The sequence below is a fragment of the Eubacterium sp. OM08-24 genome, assembly GCF_003438075.1.
Taxonomy (GTDB): Bacteria; Bacillota; Clostridia; order Oscillospirales; family Acutalibacteraceae; genus Ruminococcoides.
Genome location: NZ_QSTA01000013.1, coordinates 21,945 through 40,433, shown reverse-complemented (window position 1 = coordinate 40,433; position 18,489 = coordinate 21,945). Strand labels below are relative to the sequence as shown.

Annotated in this window: 19 protein-coding genes; 3 read left to right on the top strand and 16 right to left on the bottom strand. The window is 38.9% G+C overall.

Annotated elements, in window-relative coordinates:
* Window positions 1-170: 170 nt before the first annotated feature.
* The 8 genes from DXC23_RS11770 to DXC23_RS11735 form a co-directional block, all read right to left on the bottom strand.
* Window positions 171-713, bottom strand: coding sequence for a CinA family protein (locus DXC23_RS11770; protein ID WP_117706655.1), 543 nt, complete (start codon window positions 711-713; stop codon window positions 171-173).
* 167 nt (window positions 714-880) lie between these two features.
* On the bottom strand, window positions 881-1,567 hold the full coding sequence (locus tag DXC23_RS11765; protein WP_117706653.1) for a DUF6062 family protein: 687 nt from the start codon (window positions 1,565-1,567) through the stop codon (window positions 881-883).
* Window positions 1,568-1,773: 206 nt separating this feature from the next.
* Window positions 1,774-2,622, bottom strand: a complete 849-nt coding sequence (locus tag DXC23_RS11760; RefSeq protein ID WP_117706651.1) for an alpha/beta hydrolase — start codon at window positions 2,620-2,622, stop codon at window positions 1,774-1,776.
* Between the two features lie 472 nt (window positions 2,623-3,094).
* The gene (locus tag DXC23_RS11755; protein ID WP_117706649.1) at window positions 3,095-3,649 is read right to left on the bottom strand and encodes a Fe-S-containing hydro-lyase; all 555 of its coding nucleotides are present in this window, start codon (window positions 3,647-3,649) and stop codon (window positions 3,095-3,097) included.
* A gap of 13 nt (window positions 3,650-3,662) precedes the next feature.
* Window positions 3,663-4,508 (bottom strand): fumarate hydratase, encoded by an 846-nt coding sequence (locus tag DXC23_RS11750; RefSeq protein ID WP_117706690.1) that lies wholly within the window; start codon window positions 4,506-4,508, stop codon window positions 3,663-3,665.
* Window positions 4,509-4,758: 250 nt separating this feature from the next.
* The gene (locus DXC23_RS11745; protein ID WP_117706647.1) at window positions 4,759-5,139 is read right to left on the bottom strand and encodes a hypothetical protein; all 381 of its coding nucleotides are present in this window, start codon (window positions 5,137-5,139) and stop codon (window positions 4,759-4,761) included.
* A 37-nt stretch (window positions 5,140-5,176) separates the two neighbouring features.
* Complete coding sequence (locus DXC23_RS11740) at window positions 5,177-5,575, bottom strand: zinc-ribbon domain-containing protein (RefSeq protein WP_117706645.1); 399 nt, start codon at window positions 5,573-5,575, stop codon at window positions 5,177-5,179.
* Between the two features lie 24 nt (window positions 5,576-5,599).
* Entirely contained in the window at window positions 5,600-7,291 is a 1,692-nt protein-coding gene (locus DXC23_RS11735) for a zinc ribbon domain-containing protein (protein WP_117706643.1), read from the bottom strand.
* A 139-nt stretch (window positions 7,292-7,430) separates the two neighbouring features.
* Here DXC23_RS11735 and DXC23_RS11730 point away from each other — a divergent pair, with 139 nt between their 5' ends.
* Window positions 7,431-7,778 carry a helix-turn-helix transcriptional regulator gene (locus DXC23_RS11730; protein ID WP_117706641.1) on the top strand — a complete coding sequence of 116 codons (348 nt, stop codon included), beginning with the start codon at window positions 7,431-7,433 and terminating at the stop codon, window positions 7,776-7,778.
* A gap of 415 nt (window positions 7,779-8,193) precedes the next feature.
* Here the strand turns inward: DXC23_RS11730 and DXC23_RS11725 are convergent, their stop codons facing one another.
* Window positions 8,194-9,033 (bottom strand): AraC family transcriptional regulator, encoded by an 840-nt coding sequence (locus tag DXC23_RS11725; RefSeq protein WP_117706639.1) that lies wholly within the window; start codon window positions 9,031-9,033, stop codon window positions 8,194-8,196.
* Window positions 9,034-9,189: 156 nt separating this feature from the next.
* On the opposite strand from DXC23_RS11725, the gene DXC23_RS11720 reads away from it, so the two are divergent.
* The gene (locus tag DXC23_RS11720; protein ID WP_117706637.1) at window positions 9,190-10,005 is read left to right on the top strand and encodes an AraC family transcriptional regulator; all 816 of its coding nucleotides are present in this window, start codon (window positions 9,190-9,192) and stop codon (window positions 10,003-10,005) included.
* 61 nt (window positions 10,006-10,066) lie between these two features.
* On the opposite strand, the gene DXC23_RS12820 is transcribed toward DXC23_RS11720, so the two are convergent.
* From DXC23_RS12820 to mnmE, 7 genes are all read right to left on the bottom strand, one after another.
* Complete coding sequence (locus DXC23_RS12820) at window positions 10,067-10,246, bottom strand: hypothetical protein (protein WP_347474811.1); 180 nt, start codon at window positions 10,244-10,246, stop codon at window positions 10,067-10,069.
* Window positions 10,247-10,511: 265 nt separating this feature from the next.
* The gene (locus tag DXC23_RS11705; protein WP_117706633.1) at window positions 10,512-12,089 is read right to left on the bottom strand and encodes a HAMP domain-containing sensor histidine kinase; all 1,578 of its coding nucleotides are present in this window, start codon (window positions 12,087-12,089) and stop codon (window positions 10,512-10,514) included.
* A complete protein-coding gene (locus DXC23_RS11700; protein WP_117706631.1) occupies window positions 12,076-12,753 on the bottom strand; it encodes a response regulator transcription factor in 678 nt (225 codons plus the stop codon). The genes DXC23_RS11705 and DXC23_RS11700 overlap by 14 nt, the downstream gene beginning before the upstream one ends.
* Window positions 12,754-12,903: 150 nt before the next feature.
* Window positions 12,904-13,677, bottom strand: coding sequence for a TatD family hydrolase (locus DXC23_RS11695; protein WP_117706629.1), 774 nt, complete (start codon window positions 13,675-13,677; stop codon window positions 12,904-12,906).
* Window positions 13,678-13,679: 2 nt separating this feature from the next.
* A complete protein-coding gene (gene rsmG, locus DXC23_RS11690) occupies window positions 13,680-14,390 on the bottom strand; it encodes a 16S rRNA (guanine(527)-N(7))-methyltransferase RsmG (protein WP_117706627.1) in 711 nt (236 codons plus the stop codon).
* A gap of 10 nt (window positions 14,391-14,400) precedes the next feature.
* Complete coding sequence (gene mnmG, locus DXC23_RS11685; RefSeq protein WP_117706625.1) at window positions 14,401-16,266, bottom strand: tRNA uridine-5-carboxymethylaminomethyl(34) synthesis enzyme MnmG; 1,866 nt, start codon at window positions 16,264-16,266, stop codon at window positions 14,401-14,403.
* A gap of 464 nt (window positions 16,267-16,730) precedes the next feature.
* The gene (mnmE, locus tag DXC23_RS11680) at window positions 16,731-18,095 is read right to left on the bottom strand and encodes a tRNA uridine-5-carboxymethylaminomethyl(34) synthesis GTPase MnmE (RefSeq protein ID WP_117706623.1); all 1,365 of its coding nucleotides are present in this window, start codon (window positions 18,093-18,095) and stop codon (window positions 16,731-16,733) included.
* A gap of 142 nt (window positions 18,096-18,237) precedes the next feature.
* Here mnmE and DXC23_RS12580 point away from each other — a divergent pair.
* On the top strand, window positions 18,238-18,489 hold a 252-nt coding region (locus DXC23_RS12580), incomplete at its 3' end, for a hypothetical protein (RefSeq protein ID WP_207658474.1).

Genomic DNA, 18,489 nt, shown 5'->3' with positions numbered 1-18,489 from the left:
AATCAACTCCATTCTGACGGATATTAAGTTATATTTTCGGGATAAATCAAAAGATTAAATTATAATTACTTAAATGAATTATAATTTAAGGGCAAAAAAACCCCCATATCCACAGTTACGATTTTATTTTACCACAATATTAATTTTTTTACAAGATTTTTTTACAACATTTAGCTTAATTTCCAAATTGTATAAAGAACGGCATTACAAGCAAGTTTTCTTATATAATTTCGGGAATTTTCACTTCCGTTTGTTTTGCCGAGCAAGAGCTTTACTGAAAATTTACTGCAATTTGCACAAATTCCCACATATACAAGCCCCACAGGTTTTTCGTCTGTTCCGCCAGTTGGCCCTGCAATTCCCGTAGTGCTTGCGCCAATGTCGGCATCTGCGAGGTTTTTTACACCCTCAGCCATTTGCAAAGCGGTTTCGGCAGATACAGCGCCGAGTGTGCTGAGCGTTTCCTCGCTCACTCCGAGCACCTTATGTTTAATTTTATTTGCATACGAGCAAACTCCGCAGTCAAACACCTCGCTTGCACCGCTAACGGCGGTAATTCTGCCCGAAAGCAAACCGCCCGTACAGCTCTCGGCGGTGGCAAGTTTGAGATTCTTTTTTCTCAGCTTTTCCACTACCATATTTTGCAGCTCATCGGGATTAATATTCTCGTCCTTAAAAATTTTTTCCAAATCATCAGCCGTATATGTCAGCATATTAAGACTTCCTTTTATATAGTATATCCAATATTATGCAAATAATTTTATTCACCGTTTTTCGCCGCAGTTTTGGCGAGGTCTGTGTTTACCTTTCTGCTGAAAAAGCAAGAATGGCAATTTAGCTTATAAGGAGAAAATTCGGAATTTCCGAATTTTCTTTTTTGTCAGTCTGTACCCGTCAAAAACGCAATACTTCTTTCAATCGAATCTTTTGATGTACCCCAATCCTGCCCCTGACTGCGGTAGTCAAACATTGAGCAAAAGTGTGTAATATCCGATTTTAGGCTTACAAGATAGTTCTTTGTGAGAGCGGCGGTTTCCGCGTAAAAGTCAGGCAAAAGTTTTGACGATATTCCGCCCTTGCCTGTTGCGGCACTCATTATAAAAGAATAGTGCTTCAAACAGATAAACGGCTGTTCATTGTAGAGCTTTCTGAACTCTCCGCCCTTTGCCCATTCTACAAAAACAGTAGCCATAAAGTGGTGCATATCGCTTGCGATTCTGTCGCACACATAGCAAGAGGAAAGCTCCTCTTTTATGCCCTCAAGCTGTTTTTTATCAGGCTTACCTTTCAGCTTTGCCGGCATATATTTGTCGATAATCTCCTGCAAATGACTTTCGAGTATAAGTGCGTTGGGCAGTTTTTGACCTACCGTAAACATCTGCGAAAAATGGCGGTGGCAAAAGCCTTTTTTATTGGTTTCTATTCTAATGTTCGGCTCCATCATAGCATCGCCTGTAATGAACTTTACATACTGTTTTTCAAGCATATCTTCCATTCGGCAAATTGGGCAACCGTCCTTTGGCATAAAAATATCGTTTATCGGTATAGTACAAATTGTTTCTTTCACTGCAATTCTCCTTATACTGTTTATAATTAATAATTATATCACATTTTGACTGTTTTTTATATACTTTTTGGATTTTTTCTTTAATTCATTGTATATTTTTCTATAAGTTTGTTTATTTTTTCCGACTTAAAATAAATATTAAATACAAAGAAAAAGTTTTCAACAGCATTATAATAAATTGTTGAAAACTTTTCTTGTTAATTATATCATTTATAAAGTGTGTCCTTGAAAAAATCCGCTACCATATCCCATAGTTTTTCCTGTGCAAAGAAAATATCTGCGTGTTCTGCGCCGTTTACGGCTACCAATGTTGCGTCGCAACCGTTTTTTATAAGCAAATCATAAAGCACCTTGCCTTGCGAAAACGGAACAGTTGAATCGTTTGTGCCATGAAAAATCATAAACGGCGGTGCTGACGGTGTTACAAAAGATACAGGGCAACATTCCTGTGCCTTTTCCTTGTTGAGAACTACATTCATTCCGAGCATAAGCGACTCCATACTTGCGCTTGCCTCAAGAGCCGATTTGTACGGAAAAGTTGCAAGGTCTGTCGGCGGATAAAACGGACAGCAAGCCTGCACTTCGCTTGAATAATCGAGATATTCACCCACATCAAGACTTTTGTCGTTATTGAGAGCACACATTGCGGCAAGATAACCGCCTGCGGATTCACCGGCAACACCAAAGTGGTCTGCATCAAGACAGTAGCGGTCTGCGTGCGCCTTGAGATAGCGGATAGCCGCCTTTACATCTTCGAGCGGCATAGGGTAAGCGCCCTCGTTGCTTGTGCGGTACTCAACGCTTGCTACGGCAAAACCGTTGAGAGCGAGTTTTGCAAGGTAGGCAAAGTGAGCGGATTTATCCATTCGTATCCAACCGCCGCCGCAAATCCAAACAATGCAGGGGACTTTTTTCATTCTGCTCTGCGGATAAATCAAATCCAGCTTTAAATCTCGTGTTGTATGACCAAACCAAGCGTCAACCTGAGCAAATGTAATATCAGAAACAGTGTAGTATCTCGGCTTTTCAATATTCAAATCAAGATTAATAATCATAATTTGTCCTTTCTTTGTTAAAAACATATAATAAATAATTAATTTGTAAATTTTATATGATAATTTTAACACAAGATAAATAAAATTACAATAAATAAAATGGCAGTTGCTTTGTTGTTTTATAATTTATTTTGACTATTTTAAGTTTGGCAAAAAGTTTAGAATAATAAATTCAAAATTTAGGTCAACCCTTTTTAAAGGGTTGACGTTTGGCGGTTTTAACATAACAGCGATAGCCAAATGCGAGAGCGACAAAAAGAAAAGCTACGCAACTAAAACTACTAATTTGCCACTTTTCAAGGGCAAATTAGCCACAACCTTTGAAAAGGTTGACCAAACTTTTAACTTTGAGCGGAAAGTTTGGCTATTATTTTACTTTGTTGCCCGACCGAAAGTCATCTAACCATAATTTACCATAACTTTTGATAAAAAGCAAAATTAAAAAGGACTGCTGTTTTGCAGTCCTTAAAAATCAATCCTCTGTATTATACTTTTTCGGCTCGGTTTCGTACACATTATTTCCATTGCTGTCAATGGCAACAATACAAGGGAAATCCTCAACTGTATATCTTCTCACTGCCTCAGTGCCCAAATCCTCATAGCAAAGCATTTCTTCTTTTTTAATGCTCTTCGCTATCAAAGCGGCGGCACCGCCGATTGCCGCAAAATACACACAGCCGTTACGGACAATAGCGTCTATTACTTCCTTATTTCTTGCGCCTTTGCCTACCATTCCTTTTAATCCGAGGTCGAGCAGCGCAGGTGCGTATTTATCCATTCGGTAGCTTGAGGTTGGGCCTGCCGGACCTACCGCATATCCCGGTTTTGCAGGTGCAGGGCCTACATAATAAATAATTTCGCCCTTTATATCAACAGGCAGTTTTTCGCCCTTTTCTATAAGTTCAAAAAGTCTTTTGTGTGCGGCATCTCTGCCTGTAAGCATTGTTCCGCTGAGCAACACGCTTTCTCCTGCTTTTAAGTTTTTTATATCCTCATTGCTGAGTGGCAATGTAAGTTTTTTTGGCATAGTCCTATCCCCCTTAAATCTCTGCGCTTGCGTGTCTTGCCGCATGGCAACAAATATTTACCGCAACAGGCATACCTGCGATATGAGTCGGCGAGGTTTCAATATTTACTCCGATAGCGGTAGTAGTTCCGCCAAGACCTGCCGGGCCGAATCCCATTTTATTTATGCTTTCGAGCAATTCGTCCTCAAGTTTTGCGTATCTTTCATCGGCATTGTGAGTATCAATGGCTCTGAATGTAGCTTTTTTAGCAAGCTGAGCGCATCTCTCAAAAGTTCCGCCAATTCCCACACCAACCACAATAGGAGGGCAAGGATTAGGGCCTGCTGTTCTTACGGTATCAAGAATAAACTTCTTTACACCGTCAATTCCGTAAGACGGAGTGAGCATTTTTATGGCAGACATATTTTCACTGCCAAAGCCTTTGCCGCCTGCCGTAATTTTTATTTTGTCACCGCTTACAATTTTAGTATGAATAATAGCAGGTGTGTTGTCCTTAGTATTCAATCGGTCAAAAACAGGGTCATTTACCACGCTTTTTCTTAAATAACCGTCCTTATAGGCCTGTCTTACACCCTCGTTGACTGCATCTTCAAAACTGCCGTCCTCAATCACAACCTTGTCGCCGTATTCGACAAACAAAATAGCCATACCTGTATCCTGACAAAGCGGAACTTCCTCTTTTGCGGCGAGCTTGTCATTCTCAATAATCTGAGTAAGCACACTTTTGCCAACCTCAGATTTTTCGTTTTCCCTTGCGTTTTCAAGAGCGGTCATAATATCTTTGCCAATAAAATAGTTGCAGTCGAGAAAAAGCTGTTTTACTGTTTCAGTTACAGTTTCAGCCTTAATTTGTCTGATATTCATACTCAAATTCCTTTCGGTGTAATTTATCCGTATTCTTTTATTATAAAACTTTTTTCGCCCTATTTCAATAAATTTCTGCATAATGGTTTAAAAAAAGGAAGTATAATAAATGCTGGGGTAAATAATGGTTAAGCCGACTTTCGGTTTGACAATCAAATTTTATTTATAAACTAAAAGAGATGTTTTCTCTTTTATGCTTTATGTACAAGAAAACATCTCTAATAAATTTTTACTATAAGGATATTTATTCGCTAATTTCGGCTCTTATTAAATCAGGCAATTTACTCCAATCCTGCTTATATGTTAGTTCTCTCTGGATTTGCACAATTTCTTCATTTGATAGAGAACTTGACGGAGCAAACTCATGATACATCTCAAAGAAACCGTCACTTGGCATAGGCAAATTATCGTTCTGAGTTTCGCTTCGTACAACCAACACAGAAATAAACACGCCGTATTCTTTGTATGTAAGTTTTGTCAAAGGGTCGAGTACAGCTCCCATAGTTCTTGGACTGTTGTAACCTACTTCTTTGCACAGTTCTCCGTAAGTAATTGTTTTGTTTTCTTTTGCACACTGCATTAGTACTTTTGCAATGTCAATATGTAATGAATTTAGAGTAGTCATAATAATCTCCTTAGAATATTTGTTTTTAGAATTGGAATTATTTAATAATCTTGAACTTACTGATTATAGGAAAAGTTTTGGTTTCTCCTTTAACTGCGTAAACAATACAAACTATTTCAAGAATAGCTAAAGCAAATGAAAACAGTCCGCCTAAAAGTCCGCCGATAAAAGGAATTACATTAAGCAAAATAGTCAAAGCCCAACCAATACAGAACAGTATTCCCTGATTAAGATGGAATTTCAAAAACGGAGAATTTTTATATTCGCCTTTTAGCAACGGAATGATAATAAGAATTCCCAGATAAGAAATCACAGCCATAACTTTGTTTGCCTCAATATCATTTATTTTAGCCTGATCTTGAATTTCTGTACCGCACTTCGGGCAGAATTTAATGCCTTCCTGAACCTGTGTTCCGCATTTTTTACAATAAATCATAATTTTACTCCTATCTGTATTACTTTATTCTGTCAATCCAAAATATTCTTTGATTTTTGTGATATCTTCTGATTGACCAAATCTTGATATCGCAAATTCATAATATTCGGGTGAGTACGGATTTGTAACAATCAACTTAATTAGTGTATCTAAAACCTTATCCTGTGGAAAATTCGGATTTGATAAATTTTGAAAAATATTTTTATACTGTTGGTCAGCATCTCTTGTCTGCCACCAAATATCACTTCCGCTATTTTTTAATGTACAAACAAGAGAGATGTAAACATTCCAGTAGTCTAAAAACACACGCTTTAATAAAATGTCTGCTTTAATGCGTCCGTACAATTCTGCTTGCTGTGGCGGTGTGAGGTTTCGTGCATTTTTAATTGCGGCATTACTTATTCCTTGTGTTACAGCATTAAATGTTGTCGCCATTGCTACACCTTTTAACGCACCTTTGAAACCAAAGCCACCGCCTACCATAGTCGGAACATGTGACATAACACCTGCAACACTTCTTTGATTATTAGCAACGGTTAGATTTACACTTTCTGTCATTGCATTATAATCATCTATGCCAAGATGAAATTCAGAAGTATGCTGTTCATAAAACGAGTCAAAAGTTACCGTCCAATTTCCGTTAGCAACTAATACATCTACGGCTTTCTGTATTATCGGCGAAAGATTGTCTGCGTATATTTTTGGAAAAAATTCCATAAATGAGATAAAATCATTTATTTTTAAATCATACTCAGACCTAGCTCTTTCAAGGCACTTTTGTGCAATCTCCTTGAACTTTGATCTGTAAGAATTGAACACATCTAAATTTTCGGGAATTCTAAGACTTTTTCCGTAAAAATTAAATTCTTTTATTTTTCCGACTATCGGCTCCCATACTTCTGAAGTTATCGGTGGAATTTCTGCTTTTTCATTTGCTGATTTAAGTGTGTTATCAATGTAGTCGATAATCTCTTTTGCTAAATTAAAATTCTGCTGACCTATGGGTATTGAATATTCGTTAATAATCAAATTATCGCCACTAATATTTACATTCAAATCGGCAAACATAATTATGTCGCCTGTTGCACCACATTTAAATGTATTGTTAATGCCTGTGCCTAAACTGCCAATGCTGTCTATAGCTTTACCAAGTCCGCCCGTAATTTTTCCTGTGAGTCCGTTACCGTTTAACCCAAAGCCTTTGCTTATTTTATTAACGCTTTCACTGCCTTTGGTTGTTTCGCCTTTGATATAGTAAACTATAAGATAATCACTGTAAACTTCAACTTTAGAACCCGATGGCGACTGCAAAACAAATTTATATTTTTTAGCATTTCCGTGTTCTGCATTGATTTGTTCATTAGCGTAACTTAGAACTGAGTTAAAGCGTGTATTATCTTTGCGACTAAAGGCTAATGTCAATAACTCTCCGTCTTCCGAAGTAGTTTGTGCTACACCGTTTGAAGCAAAAGTAGGTGCAGTTATCAGAGTGATAGGTTTTAACTTCGCATATTCATATTCTTTATCGCTGTAAACAAGAGATTTTTCTTTGAATGCAAATTTTCTGCCCATACCTAATGTCGGTACAAATTCTTCATAGACTACTTGCGACTGTTGCGGTTGATTGACAACATCATTCTTAACAGCTGTTCCGCATACGGTACAAAATGCATAGTTATCATCTAATTTGCTTCCGCAATTGGTACAAAAAGCCATACTATATTACCCCCTAATTATTAAAATATCGATGTTCTTTAATTTGATTGTACAACTATATTCTAGTTTTGTCAACTAGTTTCTAGTATTTTTAACTATTATTTCGTATTTTCCTTTAAAATAATTATGGGTGATTACTATGAATTTCAGCGAAAAATTACGCTTGCTTATAGACGAAGAAAACATTACACAAAAGCAATTTGCAAATGACCTCAATATTGCACCGTCAACAATTGGAGGATATGTTCAGGGGATAAGTGAGCCTGACTTTGAAACATTGAAAAGAATAGCTTTATATTTTAATGTGTCCGCTGATTATCTTTTGAACATTCCCGAAAACAAAATAAATAACCTTGCGGAAGAAGAATTACTTCGTGTATTTCGCTCAATGACAATTGAACAACAACAGTTGTATATAGAGCAGGGAAAAGTATTTGTCAGAGCAAATAACCAACTAAAAGCGAAGAAAAAAGTAAAATCATCTTAATTGAGTTTGACAAACACAAGCTCAAGTAATTAACTCAATATCTAATTAAGGCACACGCAGATATTAAGTATATTGTTACAGATTAAAGGAAATAACGGCTATTCGCTGTTTTTGCTTTAATCAAAGCTATAAGTGCAACTGTTTTTGGGCTTTGCTCACACCCTCAACCTTTATTTTGAGCTGAAAGTTTTAATTTCGTTTTAATCTGTTGCCCGACCGACAATTTGCTGTAACAGAAACTTTTTATGGGCTCTGCCCAAGCCTGCAAGCCTTTAAAAATCTTGACCTAAATTCTTGAATTATTGCAACACACCTTACAATTAACCACTTAAAAGCAAAAAGAACAGCTACTGTCATTACAACAGCAGCTGTTCTTTTTGGGTATAATAAAGAAAAAACTTGTAATCAATTTTAATCATCTGTTAAGCAGATGCTTTTTGTACTGCGCAGGAGTATAACCGTACACCTTTTTGCACTGTGTAATAAATGACTTTACATTTGCAAAGCCGTTTTCAACAGCGGCTGCGGTTACGGTAGAGTTCTTTGTAAGCATATCCTGCAAAGCATTTTCAAGACGAAGATTTGCAAGGTACTCTGAAAAGCTAACCTGAGTTACGCTCTTAAAGTACTTTGAGAAATAAGACGGTGAAAGATTTACCACACTTGAAATCTCGTTGAGCGGAATCTCCTGCTTGAAGTTTTCATTAATATAAGCAATAGCGGTTTTTGCATAAGAAAAATCACGCTTTGGAATAATAAACGAATTTGCACTTCTCTTGAGTGATGTGCAGTATTTAAGCAAGGTATAATATAATAAATTAACACCCGAAATCTGCTTGAGCACACCGTACTCGTCGTGGTCAATATCTATGTTTGCAATCTGTCTTAAAATCTCGCAAATTTGGTCTTTATGCTCAGGTCTTTCGTGAAGATCAAAAATAACGCTGTCAATGGTTTTGCAAAACATTCTCATATATTCAAAGGAAAGCTGAATAATAATCATATTTGCACGATATCCCATTTTAGGACGAACAAGATGCACATCCTCGCTGTTAAAAATCATACATTCTCCTGCCGGAAGATCTTTCATCTCACCGTTGTGTGAACATTCTCCTAACCCCTCAAGAACATACACAATCTCAGGTTCACGATGCCAATGTAATTCGGTTTTATGTGTATCTGAAGATAAATCACAATATAAGATTTTTGCAGGAACATTTTTATCGTAATTTACGATTTCATATTTGTAGTTCATGTCACTACCTCCGCAAACAGATGTTGCATTTCACAAAATTTTGTTGTATTATGTAGTTATTATAAACAACTTTGTAATCTAAAGATATAGATAATTGTTTCTTGTTTATGGGTATATGTTGCAAATAATTAATTTTTGGAATTTTTAAGGTGTATTATGGAAAATATTAACAAATATCGGATACAAGCCGAAAATAATATTTTAAACGGCAAATTACATTTTTCAAAAAAATACAGTCTTGCCACTCTCAATAAAAAACTGCCTGCTCTCTACTACCTGCTAAAAGGCAGTGGCATTGTATGGATAGACAAGGTAAAGTATGATATTAAGGAAAAGCAAAGCATATTTGTAAGGCCAAACTCGCAATGCACCTTTGAAACCGCTGAGGATGACTGCGAAATGCTCTATGTAAATTTTACAGGTGCAGATTATATGCTGTTGATTTCGCACACCTCGTTTATATCGGGACTGTATGTTTCTCCGCCTATTGACCTGCCCGACCCAGAAAAATTATTTGATGTAACCTCTGACGGAAAGGGAGAAATTTTTCAAAATGCAAGAATGAAAGCAAAAATGAGCTATTTGCTTTCTTATTATATAGAGTATTTCCCTGCGGTAAAAGAGGAATACAACCGCTATGTGCTCTCGGCAACAAAATACATTGAGCTGAATTTCAGAAATCCGTCATTCACTGCAACCGATGTTTCAAACTACTTAAAGCTCGACCGCTCGTATCTTTACAAGCTGTTCAAGTCTGAAATGGGAATGTCGGTTCACGATTATATAAACAAACTGCGAATTTCAAGGGCAAGCTCTCTGCTCGGAAGTTCAAACCTCACCATACGAGATATTGCACTCGATTCCGGCTTTGCCGACCAAATGTATTTTTCTCGGCTTTTTAAAAAGAAAAAGAACCTAACCCCAAGCCAATACAGAATATACTTTAAAGATAATCAGAAAAAAAAATATTGATTTTATTAATGTCAAAGGGACTGTTATGCGTCAGCCCCTTTGTGTTTGTGATAATTAAATTTTAAAAACCGCCGTTCTGATAAGCTCTTGCTATCACATATGACGGCTCATAATAAGCACTGCAATTATAATTGTCTATTACCTTGCAAATAGGATCATTGTATACTCTGATTATTCCGTCAACTTCACTTTCGTGCGGTAACGCAGTATCAAAAATTAATCTTTGATACACTTTTCCCATTTGTGTTGCAGTCGGGATTTTTTCGACAAGTTCAGTATCTACATCTGCTACATTGATATTTCCATTTTCATTTTTTATATAGTTATATTTATAACTGTATTACCTTTTCGAGTATATGCCCAACGCCTCGCCTGCTTTTCTGAGTTGGTACAATAAAATCCATAACCGAAGTCTTTATAATATCCATTTATAAGCACTTCAGGGTTTTGCACAATAACATTACTTCAGTGATATAATATATTATCGCTCATTGTGTAATCTCCTATTACTCACTATCAGTATTTTCATCTTTCTTATTTTCCACAACTCTTACGGTGTCAAGCTCGAACCAGAAGGTACTGCCTTTGCCGAGGGTACTTGATACACCGCATCTTGCGTTGTGGGCGTTGAGAATAGATTTTACGATTGAAAGGCCAAGACCTGTTCCGATAACACTGCGCTTGTGCTCCTTGTCAACCTTGTAGTATCTGTCCCAAATATACTCCAGCTTGTCGGCAGGGATACCCTCGCCGTGGTCGGTAACATTTATTCTCACCTTATCGCCGATTATCTGCTGAGTTACAACAACGGTTTTGTCGTCGCCGGCATAGTTGATTGCATTATTTACAAGGTTGTATATTACCTGCGAAATTTTGAGTTCGTCAGCCTTTACATATACTCTCTCCTTGCATTTGTCGAGATAAATATTGTAGCCGTCCTGCTCCTTGAGCTTAGCGTATCTTGCAAAAATAGCCTCAAAGCTGTCGGTAATGCAAAATACAGACTTTTGCAGTTTCATAGTACCCGACTGCAATTTTGACAAATCGAGCAAATCGTTTACAAGGCTTGAAAGTCTTGTTGCCTCATCTATGATAATCTGTATATTTTCGGCGGTATTTTCACCCGGTAAATCACGCATAACTTCGCCGTAGCCTGTAATCATAGTCAGCGGTGTGCGCAAATCGTGGGAAATATTTGCAATAAGTTCCCGTTGCAGTCTTTCGTTTGCAGCAAGCTCCTTTTTGGCAAAATTTAGTGTATCGTTAAGTTCCTGCACCTCAAGGTAACCCTTTGAGTCAAACTCAACATCGTAATTTTTCTTTGCGAGTTCCTTTGCCGCCTTGGTTGTAAGTGAAATAGGTTTGGCAATTCTTTGGCTTGCATAAAGCGAAATTGCCACAGCAAGCACTATAAACGCAATAGAAATTACAAAAATTTGGTCTTTTATAATTTCAATCGTATTGTTAATAGGTGTGATTACGGAAGAAACCAACACAAAACATTCGGTGCCGTCCTCAAGTGATAGAATTTTGCCGTATGTCATAATTTTGGCTGTATTGTTTACCTTTTTCTTCCATATAGATTTATTTGCGGTATCACTTGTGGCAGGGGTAATCTGATATTCGTCAAAAAAACCGTCCTGTCGCTCGTTTTCGCCCTTTATTTCAAGGCAGCTTCCCTTGTTGTCGAGGGCATAGGAATAATAGGAATAAACCTTGTGCGCCTCAATGTTCAGCGAAACCGACGGAGAGGCGTAGTTACATTCATAGCGTTTCTGAAAAAACGCAGTGCTTGTATCGTAAACCTGCACACACAATGAATTGTATGACGCAACATTTTCTATGGTTGCAAGCGGATTTTGATTATTTTCAAGCGATTCCGAAATTATTTTTGCACTTTTTTCGGCGGCTCTTTTCTTGGTGGATGTGTAGAACGGTTCAAGAAAAAATGATTGGAATATCCACAGTACAACAAGAATTATAAGTCCGAAAAGCAAAAAATAACACAAAAGTGTGAAATGCAACGGCATTTCTCTGTTTTTTACCTCAGCCCAGCTGAGTTTTCTGAATTTAGAGTGTTTCAAAACGATAGCCAACTCCTCGCAGAGTAACAATACATTTGCTGTATTCTTTCAGACTTTTTCTGAGCAATTTAATGTGAGTATCGAGTGTGCGCTCGTCACCGAAAAAGTCATATCCCCAAACCTCGCTGATGAGCTTTTCACGAGTGAGGGCAATGCCCTTGTTTTTAACCATATAGAAAAACAGCTCGTACTCCTTTGGAGTCATATCCACTCTTTCGCCGTCAATGGTAACGATTCGAGCGGAAAAATCAACGCTAAGACCTTTGTATGTAAAAATATCTTTTTCAGGCTCGCTGTTCGCCTTTCCGCTCCTCTTGATAACAGCGTTTACACGCATCATAAGTTCCTTAGGCGAAAACGGCTTTACAACATAATCGTCACTGCCGATTTCAAAGCCATGAATTTTATCGTACTCCTCACCTCTTGCCGAAAGCATAATAATAGGTGTGGATTTGAATTTTCTGATTTCCTTGCAGGCAGAAAAACCGTCAAGTTCAGGCATCATAACATCCATAATAATTAAATCAAAGTCCTGTCTTCTGCAAAGCTCGATAGCCTGCATACCGTCAACAGCCTCTTCTACCTCATAGCCCTCAAACTCGGCATATTTTTTAATAATCTGTCTGATTCTGTATTCATCATCAACAACAAGCAATTTGCTCATAACGGCACATCCTTTCGTATCCCTCATTATATATGAATATCGTAACTTTTTAATGTGACAATTTTTTGATATTCTTTTTAAAATTAATAAAAGTTTGGTCAACCTTTTATAACCTATGCGCTGACATCTAATTTCTGCCTAAAAAATTCGTTAATCTATTCCATAAAATCTTTTTGCATTTTCTGCGGTAATATTTAAAAGCTCCTGCACTCCGATATTTCTTATTTCCGCAATTTTTACGGCTGTATATTTTATCATCGTGCTGTCGCATCTTTTGCCACGGAACGGTACGGGCGACATATACGGACAATCGGTTTCAAGCAAAAGTCTGTCAATCGGCACTTCTTTTGCAACCTCAACGCTGTGTCTTGCATTTTTAAAGGTAACAACTCCGCCAAGACTGATGTAACTTCCGTAGCGCATCACTTCACGCATCATCTCAACACTGCCCGAAAAGCAGTGAACAAGCGCCTTAGGTTTGTACTTTCTCAAATAATTGAGAGTATCGCCATGCGCCTCTCTGTCATGCACGATTATCGGCATATTTACATCAAGCGAAAGTTTTATCTGTTCTTCAAAAACTCTGTTCTGCAAATCTCTCGGTATATCCCAGTGATAATCAAGTCCCGTTTCTCCGACAGCTACAATTTTTTTGTGCTTTAAAAGCTCTGCAACCCGGTCAAGATAATCATTTGGCATATCTTCGAGATTTTCAGGGTGAAATCCAACCGCACCGTACATAAAATCGTATTTTTCGCAAAAATCAATACAAATTTGAGCGGTCGCCAAATCTACGGCATTGTTTACAATACCGCAAACTCCGTTTTCCTGCATTGACGAAAGCAAAACTTCTCTGTCCTCATCAAACCATTTGTCATCATAGTGTGCGTGTGAATCAAAAATATTATAAAAATTATTTTCCATAATTACAAAGCCTTTGCCTTAATTTTTCCCGATTGACGGGGGTATTTTTGCGGAGTGTTTCTAACCTTTCTCACAACCGCAATCGCTCTTTCTCCGCCATTTTCGGGCAGTTCAAAAAAATACTTATTTTCAAGCTTTCCGCCGAGAGTATTTATAGCGTTGAGCGACTCTTTAAATTCTTCATTTGCTTGTGCGCCTTTCATTGCACAAAACGCACCGCCAACCTTTACATACGGCAGGCAATATTCACTCAAAACATTCATTCGTGCAACCGCTCTTGACGCAACAAAATCAAAACTTTCCCTAAGTTTTTCATCTCTTGCGCCGTCCTCCGCTCTGCTGTGGATAAGTTCGGCTTCAATATCGAGTTGAGCGCATACCTCGCCCAAGAAAACAAGTCTTTTATTCAGACTGTCTATAAGGGTGAGCTTTATGTCGGGTCTGGCAATTTTTAGAACAACACCCGGAAAACCCGCACCCGTACCGACATCGGCAAGACTGCTGTTCTGCGGAATGTCAACAAAGTTGAGCAAGCTAAGGCTGTCGGCAAAATGTTTGAGCGCCACACCGCTCTCGTCTGTAATTGCGGTAAGATTCATTTTTTCATTCCACTCTGCAAGCAGTTCAAAATATTTTTGAAACTGCTTGTACTGATTTTCGGTGAGTGTAATTTTATAGTCTTTTATAAAATTCAGGAGTAAATCTTTAATCATAAATTCCTCGTTATTTGTTTTGAGCAAGCCAAATGAGCAACACGCTGATGTCGGCAGGCGATACGCCCGAAATTCTCGATGCCTGTCCTATGCTCAACGGCTTTATTTTGTTCAGCTTTTCTTGTGCCTCAAGTCTAAGTCCCTTGATTGTGCGGTAGTCAAAATTTTCGGGTAAATGGCGGTTTTCAAGTCTGCGCATCTGCTCCACCTGCTTTAACTGCTTTGCAATATATCCCTCGTACTTTATTTCAACCTCTACCTGCTCAAAAATATTCGGGTCAAGCGCAGGTCTGCCTGTATCTATGCTTTCGAGCGACTTGTAGTCAAGCTGCGGTCTTTTTATAAGGTCAATGAGATGCACACCCGTTGTAATTTCACTTGTGCCTCTCTCGGTAAGGATTTTGTTTACCTCATCTGTCGGAGAAATTACGGTTGTCTTAAGTCGATTTATCTCCTGCTTTTTAAGCTCCTGCTTATGCAAGAATTTTTGGTATCTTTCTTCACTGATAAGTCCGATTTCGTGACCGAGTGGAGTAAGTCGCTCGTCCGCATTGTCCTGACGGAGAATCAAGCGGTACTCACTTCTTGAGGTCATCATTCTGTACGGCTCGTTTGCACCCTTGGTTACAAGGTCATCTACAAGTGTGCCGATATAAGAGCCTGCTCTGTCGAGAATGAGAGGAGATTTTCCGAGAACTTTTAGAGCCGCATTAATTCCTGCCACAAGTCCCTGAGCCGCCGCCTCCTCGTAACCCGAACTGCCGTTGAACTGACCTGCACCGAAAAGGTTTGGAAAATCTTTAAATTCAAGGGTAGCAAGCATAGCTGTCGGGTCAACGCAATCGTATTCAATCGCATAGGCAGGGCGCATAATTACGCAGTTTTCAAGACCTTTTATTGTGTGGTAAAACTTGAGCTGTACCTCTTCGGGAAGTGACGAGCTCATACCCTGCAAATACATTTCCTCTGTATCAAGACCGCACGGCTCAATAAAAAGCTGATGCCTCGGCTTGTCTTTAAATCTCATAATTTTATCTTCAAAACTTGGGCAGTAACGAGGGCCGATACCCTCAATTTTGCCTGCATAAAGCGGCGAACGGTGAATATTGTCGAGAATAATCTGTTTGGTTTTCTCATTTGTCCAGCTTATGTAGCAATCCACCTTGTTCTCGCCTAAATTTTCGGTTTCATACGAAAAAGGCTGCGGCGGTTCGTCACCCTTTTGTACCTCAAGGTCTGAGTAGTCAATGGAATTTCTGAGAACTCGGGCAGGAGTGCCTGTTTTAAATCTTCTTAACGGCAAACCGAGTTTTTTAAGACTTGCACCGAGAAAAGACGCAGGAAAAATGCCGTCAGGGCCGCTTTCGTATGATACCTCGCCCACAAAAATTCTTCCGCCGAGGTATGTACCCGTTGCAATAACAACGGTTTTGCAATGAAAAATAGCGAGCATTCTTGTGGTGAGATCGTAGCCGTCTTCGGTTTTTTCAATTTCAACGATTTCAGCCTGTCTAAGTTCAAGATTTTCTTGCAGTTCCAGCTTGTGTTTCATAACCGTTGAATATTTGCGGCGGTCAATTTGTGCTCTGAGCGAATGAACGGCAGGGCCTTTGCCACGATTCAACATTCGTGACTGCAAAAAGCATTCATCGGCGGTCTTTCCCATTTCTCCGCCGAGTGCGTCAATTTCACGAACAAGATGACCTTTTGCCGTTCCGCCAATTGACGGATTGCAAGGGCAGTTGCCGACTGCGTCCATATTTATGGTAAAAACTGCGGTTTTACAGCCAAGTCTGGCGGCCGCCAAAGCCGCCTCAATGCCTGCATGACCTGCACCGATTACCGCTACATCATATTCTCCTGCAAAATATTTCATATATTTCATTCCTTTTTAGGGTTAATAAATTATAAAAGTTTGGTCAACCTTTTCAAAGGTTGTGGGTGTGGGCAAAGCCCACAAATACTTTTTGCTAACGCAAAGTTTTGACAGTCAAACAGCTTGCTGTTTGGCGGCTTGAACACAACGGCGTCAGCCTTTAAAAGCGATAGCAACAAGAAAAGAAATTCGTTATTTCATTAATAAAATATAAGCTTTTTTAATGGCTGTCGCCTGTTTTAACAAACTTAGTTTTAGCACGCAAACAGCGTGGCTGTTTGCGCCTGATAAATTGTTATATCGGAAAATTTTTATGGGCGCTGCCCAAACCCGCAATTTTTGAAAAAATTGAGTAAACTTTTTTTGTTCCTTTGCTGATAATTTAGCGTTAGCTAATTTTCAATGCCCGACCGACACTCTGCTAAACCATAATTTACTCTGACTTTCGCTTTTCGATAACAAGATTACTTGCCCACGCAAAAATTATGGAATACTCTGTCTACAACTTCATCACTTGTTCTCTCACCAGTGAGTTCAAGCAAACTTGTAATTGCCTCTTCAATGCTTACAGTGATTGCATCATAGGTAAGTCCGATTTCAAGAGCATTTTTTGCGTCCTTTACAGAGTTTAGGGAGTTTAATACCGCCTGCCTCTGTCTTTCATTGGAAAGTACACCCTCACTCGGGTTAAAATTATCCATTCCCGCAATATCTTCAACCGCTTTTACAAGCTCTGCTCTGCCATCTCCGCTTTTTGCCGAAAGATAAACCACATTTTTTATCTTGCTTTCAATGTACTCTGTGTCAAGCTGTTTGTCCAAATCGGTTTTGTTGATTATCGCAATGCAAGGCACTTCGCCTGCCGATTCTATCAATTCTTTGTCGTCATCGTCAAGACTGCGGTTATAGTCAAACACCGCAAGCAAAAGTCCGCACTGTTTTAGTCTGTGCTTTGCCCTATCCACACCGATTTTCTCTACCTTGTCATCGGTTGTTCTAAGTCCCGCAGTGTCGCTTAACCTAAGAATAACATCTCCGACAATTACCGTGTCTTCAATAATATCTCTGGTTGTGCCGGGTATGTCGGTAACAATACTGCGCTCGCAACCCGAAAGCAAGTTCATAAGAGTGCTTTTTCCTACATTCGGTCTGCCCGCAATTACCGTGTCTATACCCTGCTTTACCGCCTGTCCGCTGTCATAACTCGAAATAAGTCCGTCAAGTATTGCAATACTCACATCAAACGAATCGTAAAGCTGTTCGTCGGTTACTTCGGCAATATCTTCTTCGGGATAGTCTGCCCATGCGGAAAGATGTGCCGCCGTTGAAAGCAAGAGATTTTTTACTTCGTCAATTTTGTTGCGAACCGCACCCTCTTTTACACAAAGAGCCGCCCTTGCGGCGGAACGGGATTTTGCGGAAATGATGTCGATTACAGCCTCCGCCTCGGAAAGGTCGATTTTTCCGTTTAAAAATGCCCGTTTTGTAAATTCGCCTGCCTGTGCCGGAACTGCGCCTGCATCAAGCACCGCACGAAGTACAAGTTTTGTAATATAGATACCGCCGTGGCATGAAAGCTCGACAACATTTTCGCCCGTATAGCTAAGCGGTTCACGAAAAACAAGTGCGACCGCCTCGTCTATTTCTTCACCGTCACTTACAATTTTTCCGAAAGATGCGGTATAGCCTTTCATATCGGCAAGTTTTTTATTATTGATGCCTTTAAAAATTTTATCGCAAACAGAGAATGCGGAATCACCCGAAATACGAATTACAGAGATACCGCCCTCACCCTGTGCAGTGCTGATAGCAGCAATAGTGTCAGACATAAAATCACTCTCTTTATAATAATAAATAAATGTTTGTAGATTAGGGGTTAGCTGATTTTCGGTCGGGTAACAAAGTACGGCAAAAGAAAATGTTTCTGTCCCGAAGTTAAAAGTTTGGTCAACCTTTTCAAAGGTTGTGTGTGTGGGCAACGCCCACAAATACTTTATGTTATTGCAAATTCTGATAGCCAAACGGCTTGCTGTTTGGCGAATTGAACATAACGGCGAGAGCCAATGCGACAGCAACAAAAAGAAAAGCTACGCTACTAAAACTACTAATTTGCCACTTTTTAAGGGTAAATCAGCCACACACGCAAACTTTTGCATCCTTTATAGTATCTTTTCTCTAAGATTGCTAAAGTGTGACTTTCTTACTTTCTGCCACTTATTAATT

What these genes read in the sequence shown, in the direction of transcription:
- DXC23_RS11770 (WP_117706655.1), bottom strand. Translation starts at nt 713, where the DNA reads ATGCTGACATATACGGCTGATGATTTGGAAAAAATTTTTAAGGACGAG.
- DXC23_RS11760 (WP_117706651.1), bottom strand. Translation starts at nt 2,622, where the DNA reads ATGATTATTAATCTTGATTTGAATATTGAAAAGCCGAGATACTACACT.
- DXC23_RS11755 (WP_117706649.1), bottom strand. Translation starts at nt 3,649, where the DNA reads ATGCCAAAAAAACTTACATTGCCACTCAGCAATGAGGATATAAAAAAC.
- DXC23_RS11745 (WP_117706647.1), bottom strand. Translation starts at nt 5,139, where the DNA reads ATGACTACTCTAAATTCATTACATATTGACATTGCAAAAGTACTAATG.
- DXC23_RS11740 (WP_117706645.1), bottom strand. Translation starts at nt 5,575, where the DNA reads ATGATTTATTGTAAAAAATGCGGAACACAGGTTCAGGAAGGCATTAAA.
- DXC23_RS11735 (WP_117706643.1), bottom strand. Translation starts at nt 7,291, where the DNA reads ATGGCTTTTTGTACCAATTGCGGAAGCAAATTAGATGATAACTATGCA.
- DXC23_RS11730 (WP_117706641.1), top strand. Translation starts at nt 7,431, where the DNA reads ATGAATTTCAGCGAAAAATTACGCTTGCTTATAGACGAAGAAAACATT.
- DXC23_RS11725 (WP_117706639.1), bottom strand. Translation starts at nt 9,033, where the DNA reads ATGAACTACAAATATGAAATCGTAAATTACGATAAAAATGTTCCTGCA.
- DXC23_RS11720 (WP_117706637.1), top strand. Translation starts at nt 9,190, where the DNA reads ATGGAAAATATTAACAAATATCGGATACAAGCCGAAAATAATATTTTA.
- DXC23_RS12820 (WP_347474811.1), bottom strand. Translation starts at nt 10,246, where the DNA reads ATGGGAAAAGTGTATCAAAGATTAATTTTTGATACTGCGTTACCGCAC.
- DXC23_RS11700 (WP_117706631.1), bottom strand. Translation starts at nt 12,753, where the DNA reads ATGAGCAAATTGCTTGTTGTTGATGATGAATACAGAATCAGACAGATT.
- DXC23_RS11695 (WP_117706629.1), bottom strand. Translation starts at nt 13,677, where the DNA reads ATGGAAAATAATTTTTATAATATTTTTGATTCACACGCACACTATGAT.
- rsmG (WP_117706627.1), bottom strand. Translation starts at nt 14,390, where the DNA reads ATGATTAAAGATTTACTCCTGAATTTTATAAAAGACTATAAAATTACA.
- mnmG (WP_117706625.1), bottom strand. Translation starts at nt 16,266, where the DNA reads ATGAAATATTTTGCAGGAGAATATGATGTAGCGGTAATCGGTGCAGGT.
- mnmE (WP_117706623.1), bottom strand. Translation starts at nt 18,095, where the DNA reads ATGTCTGACACTATTGCTGCTATCAGCACTGCACAGGGTGAGGGCGGT.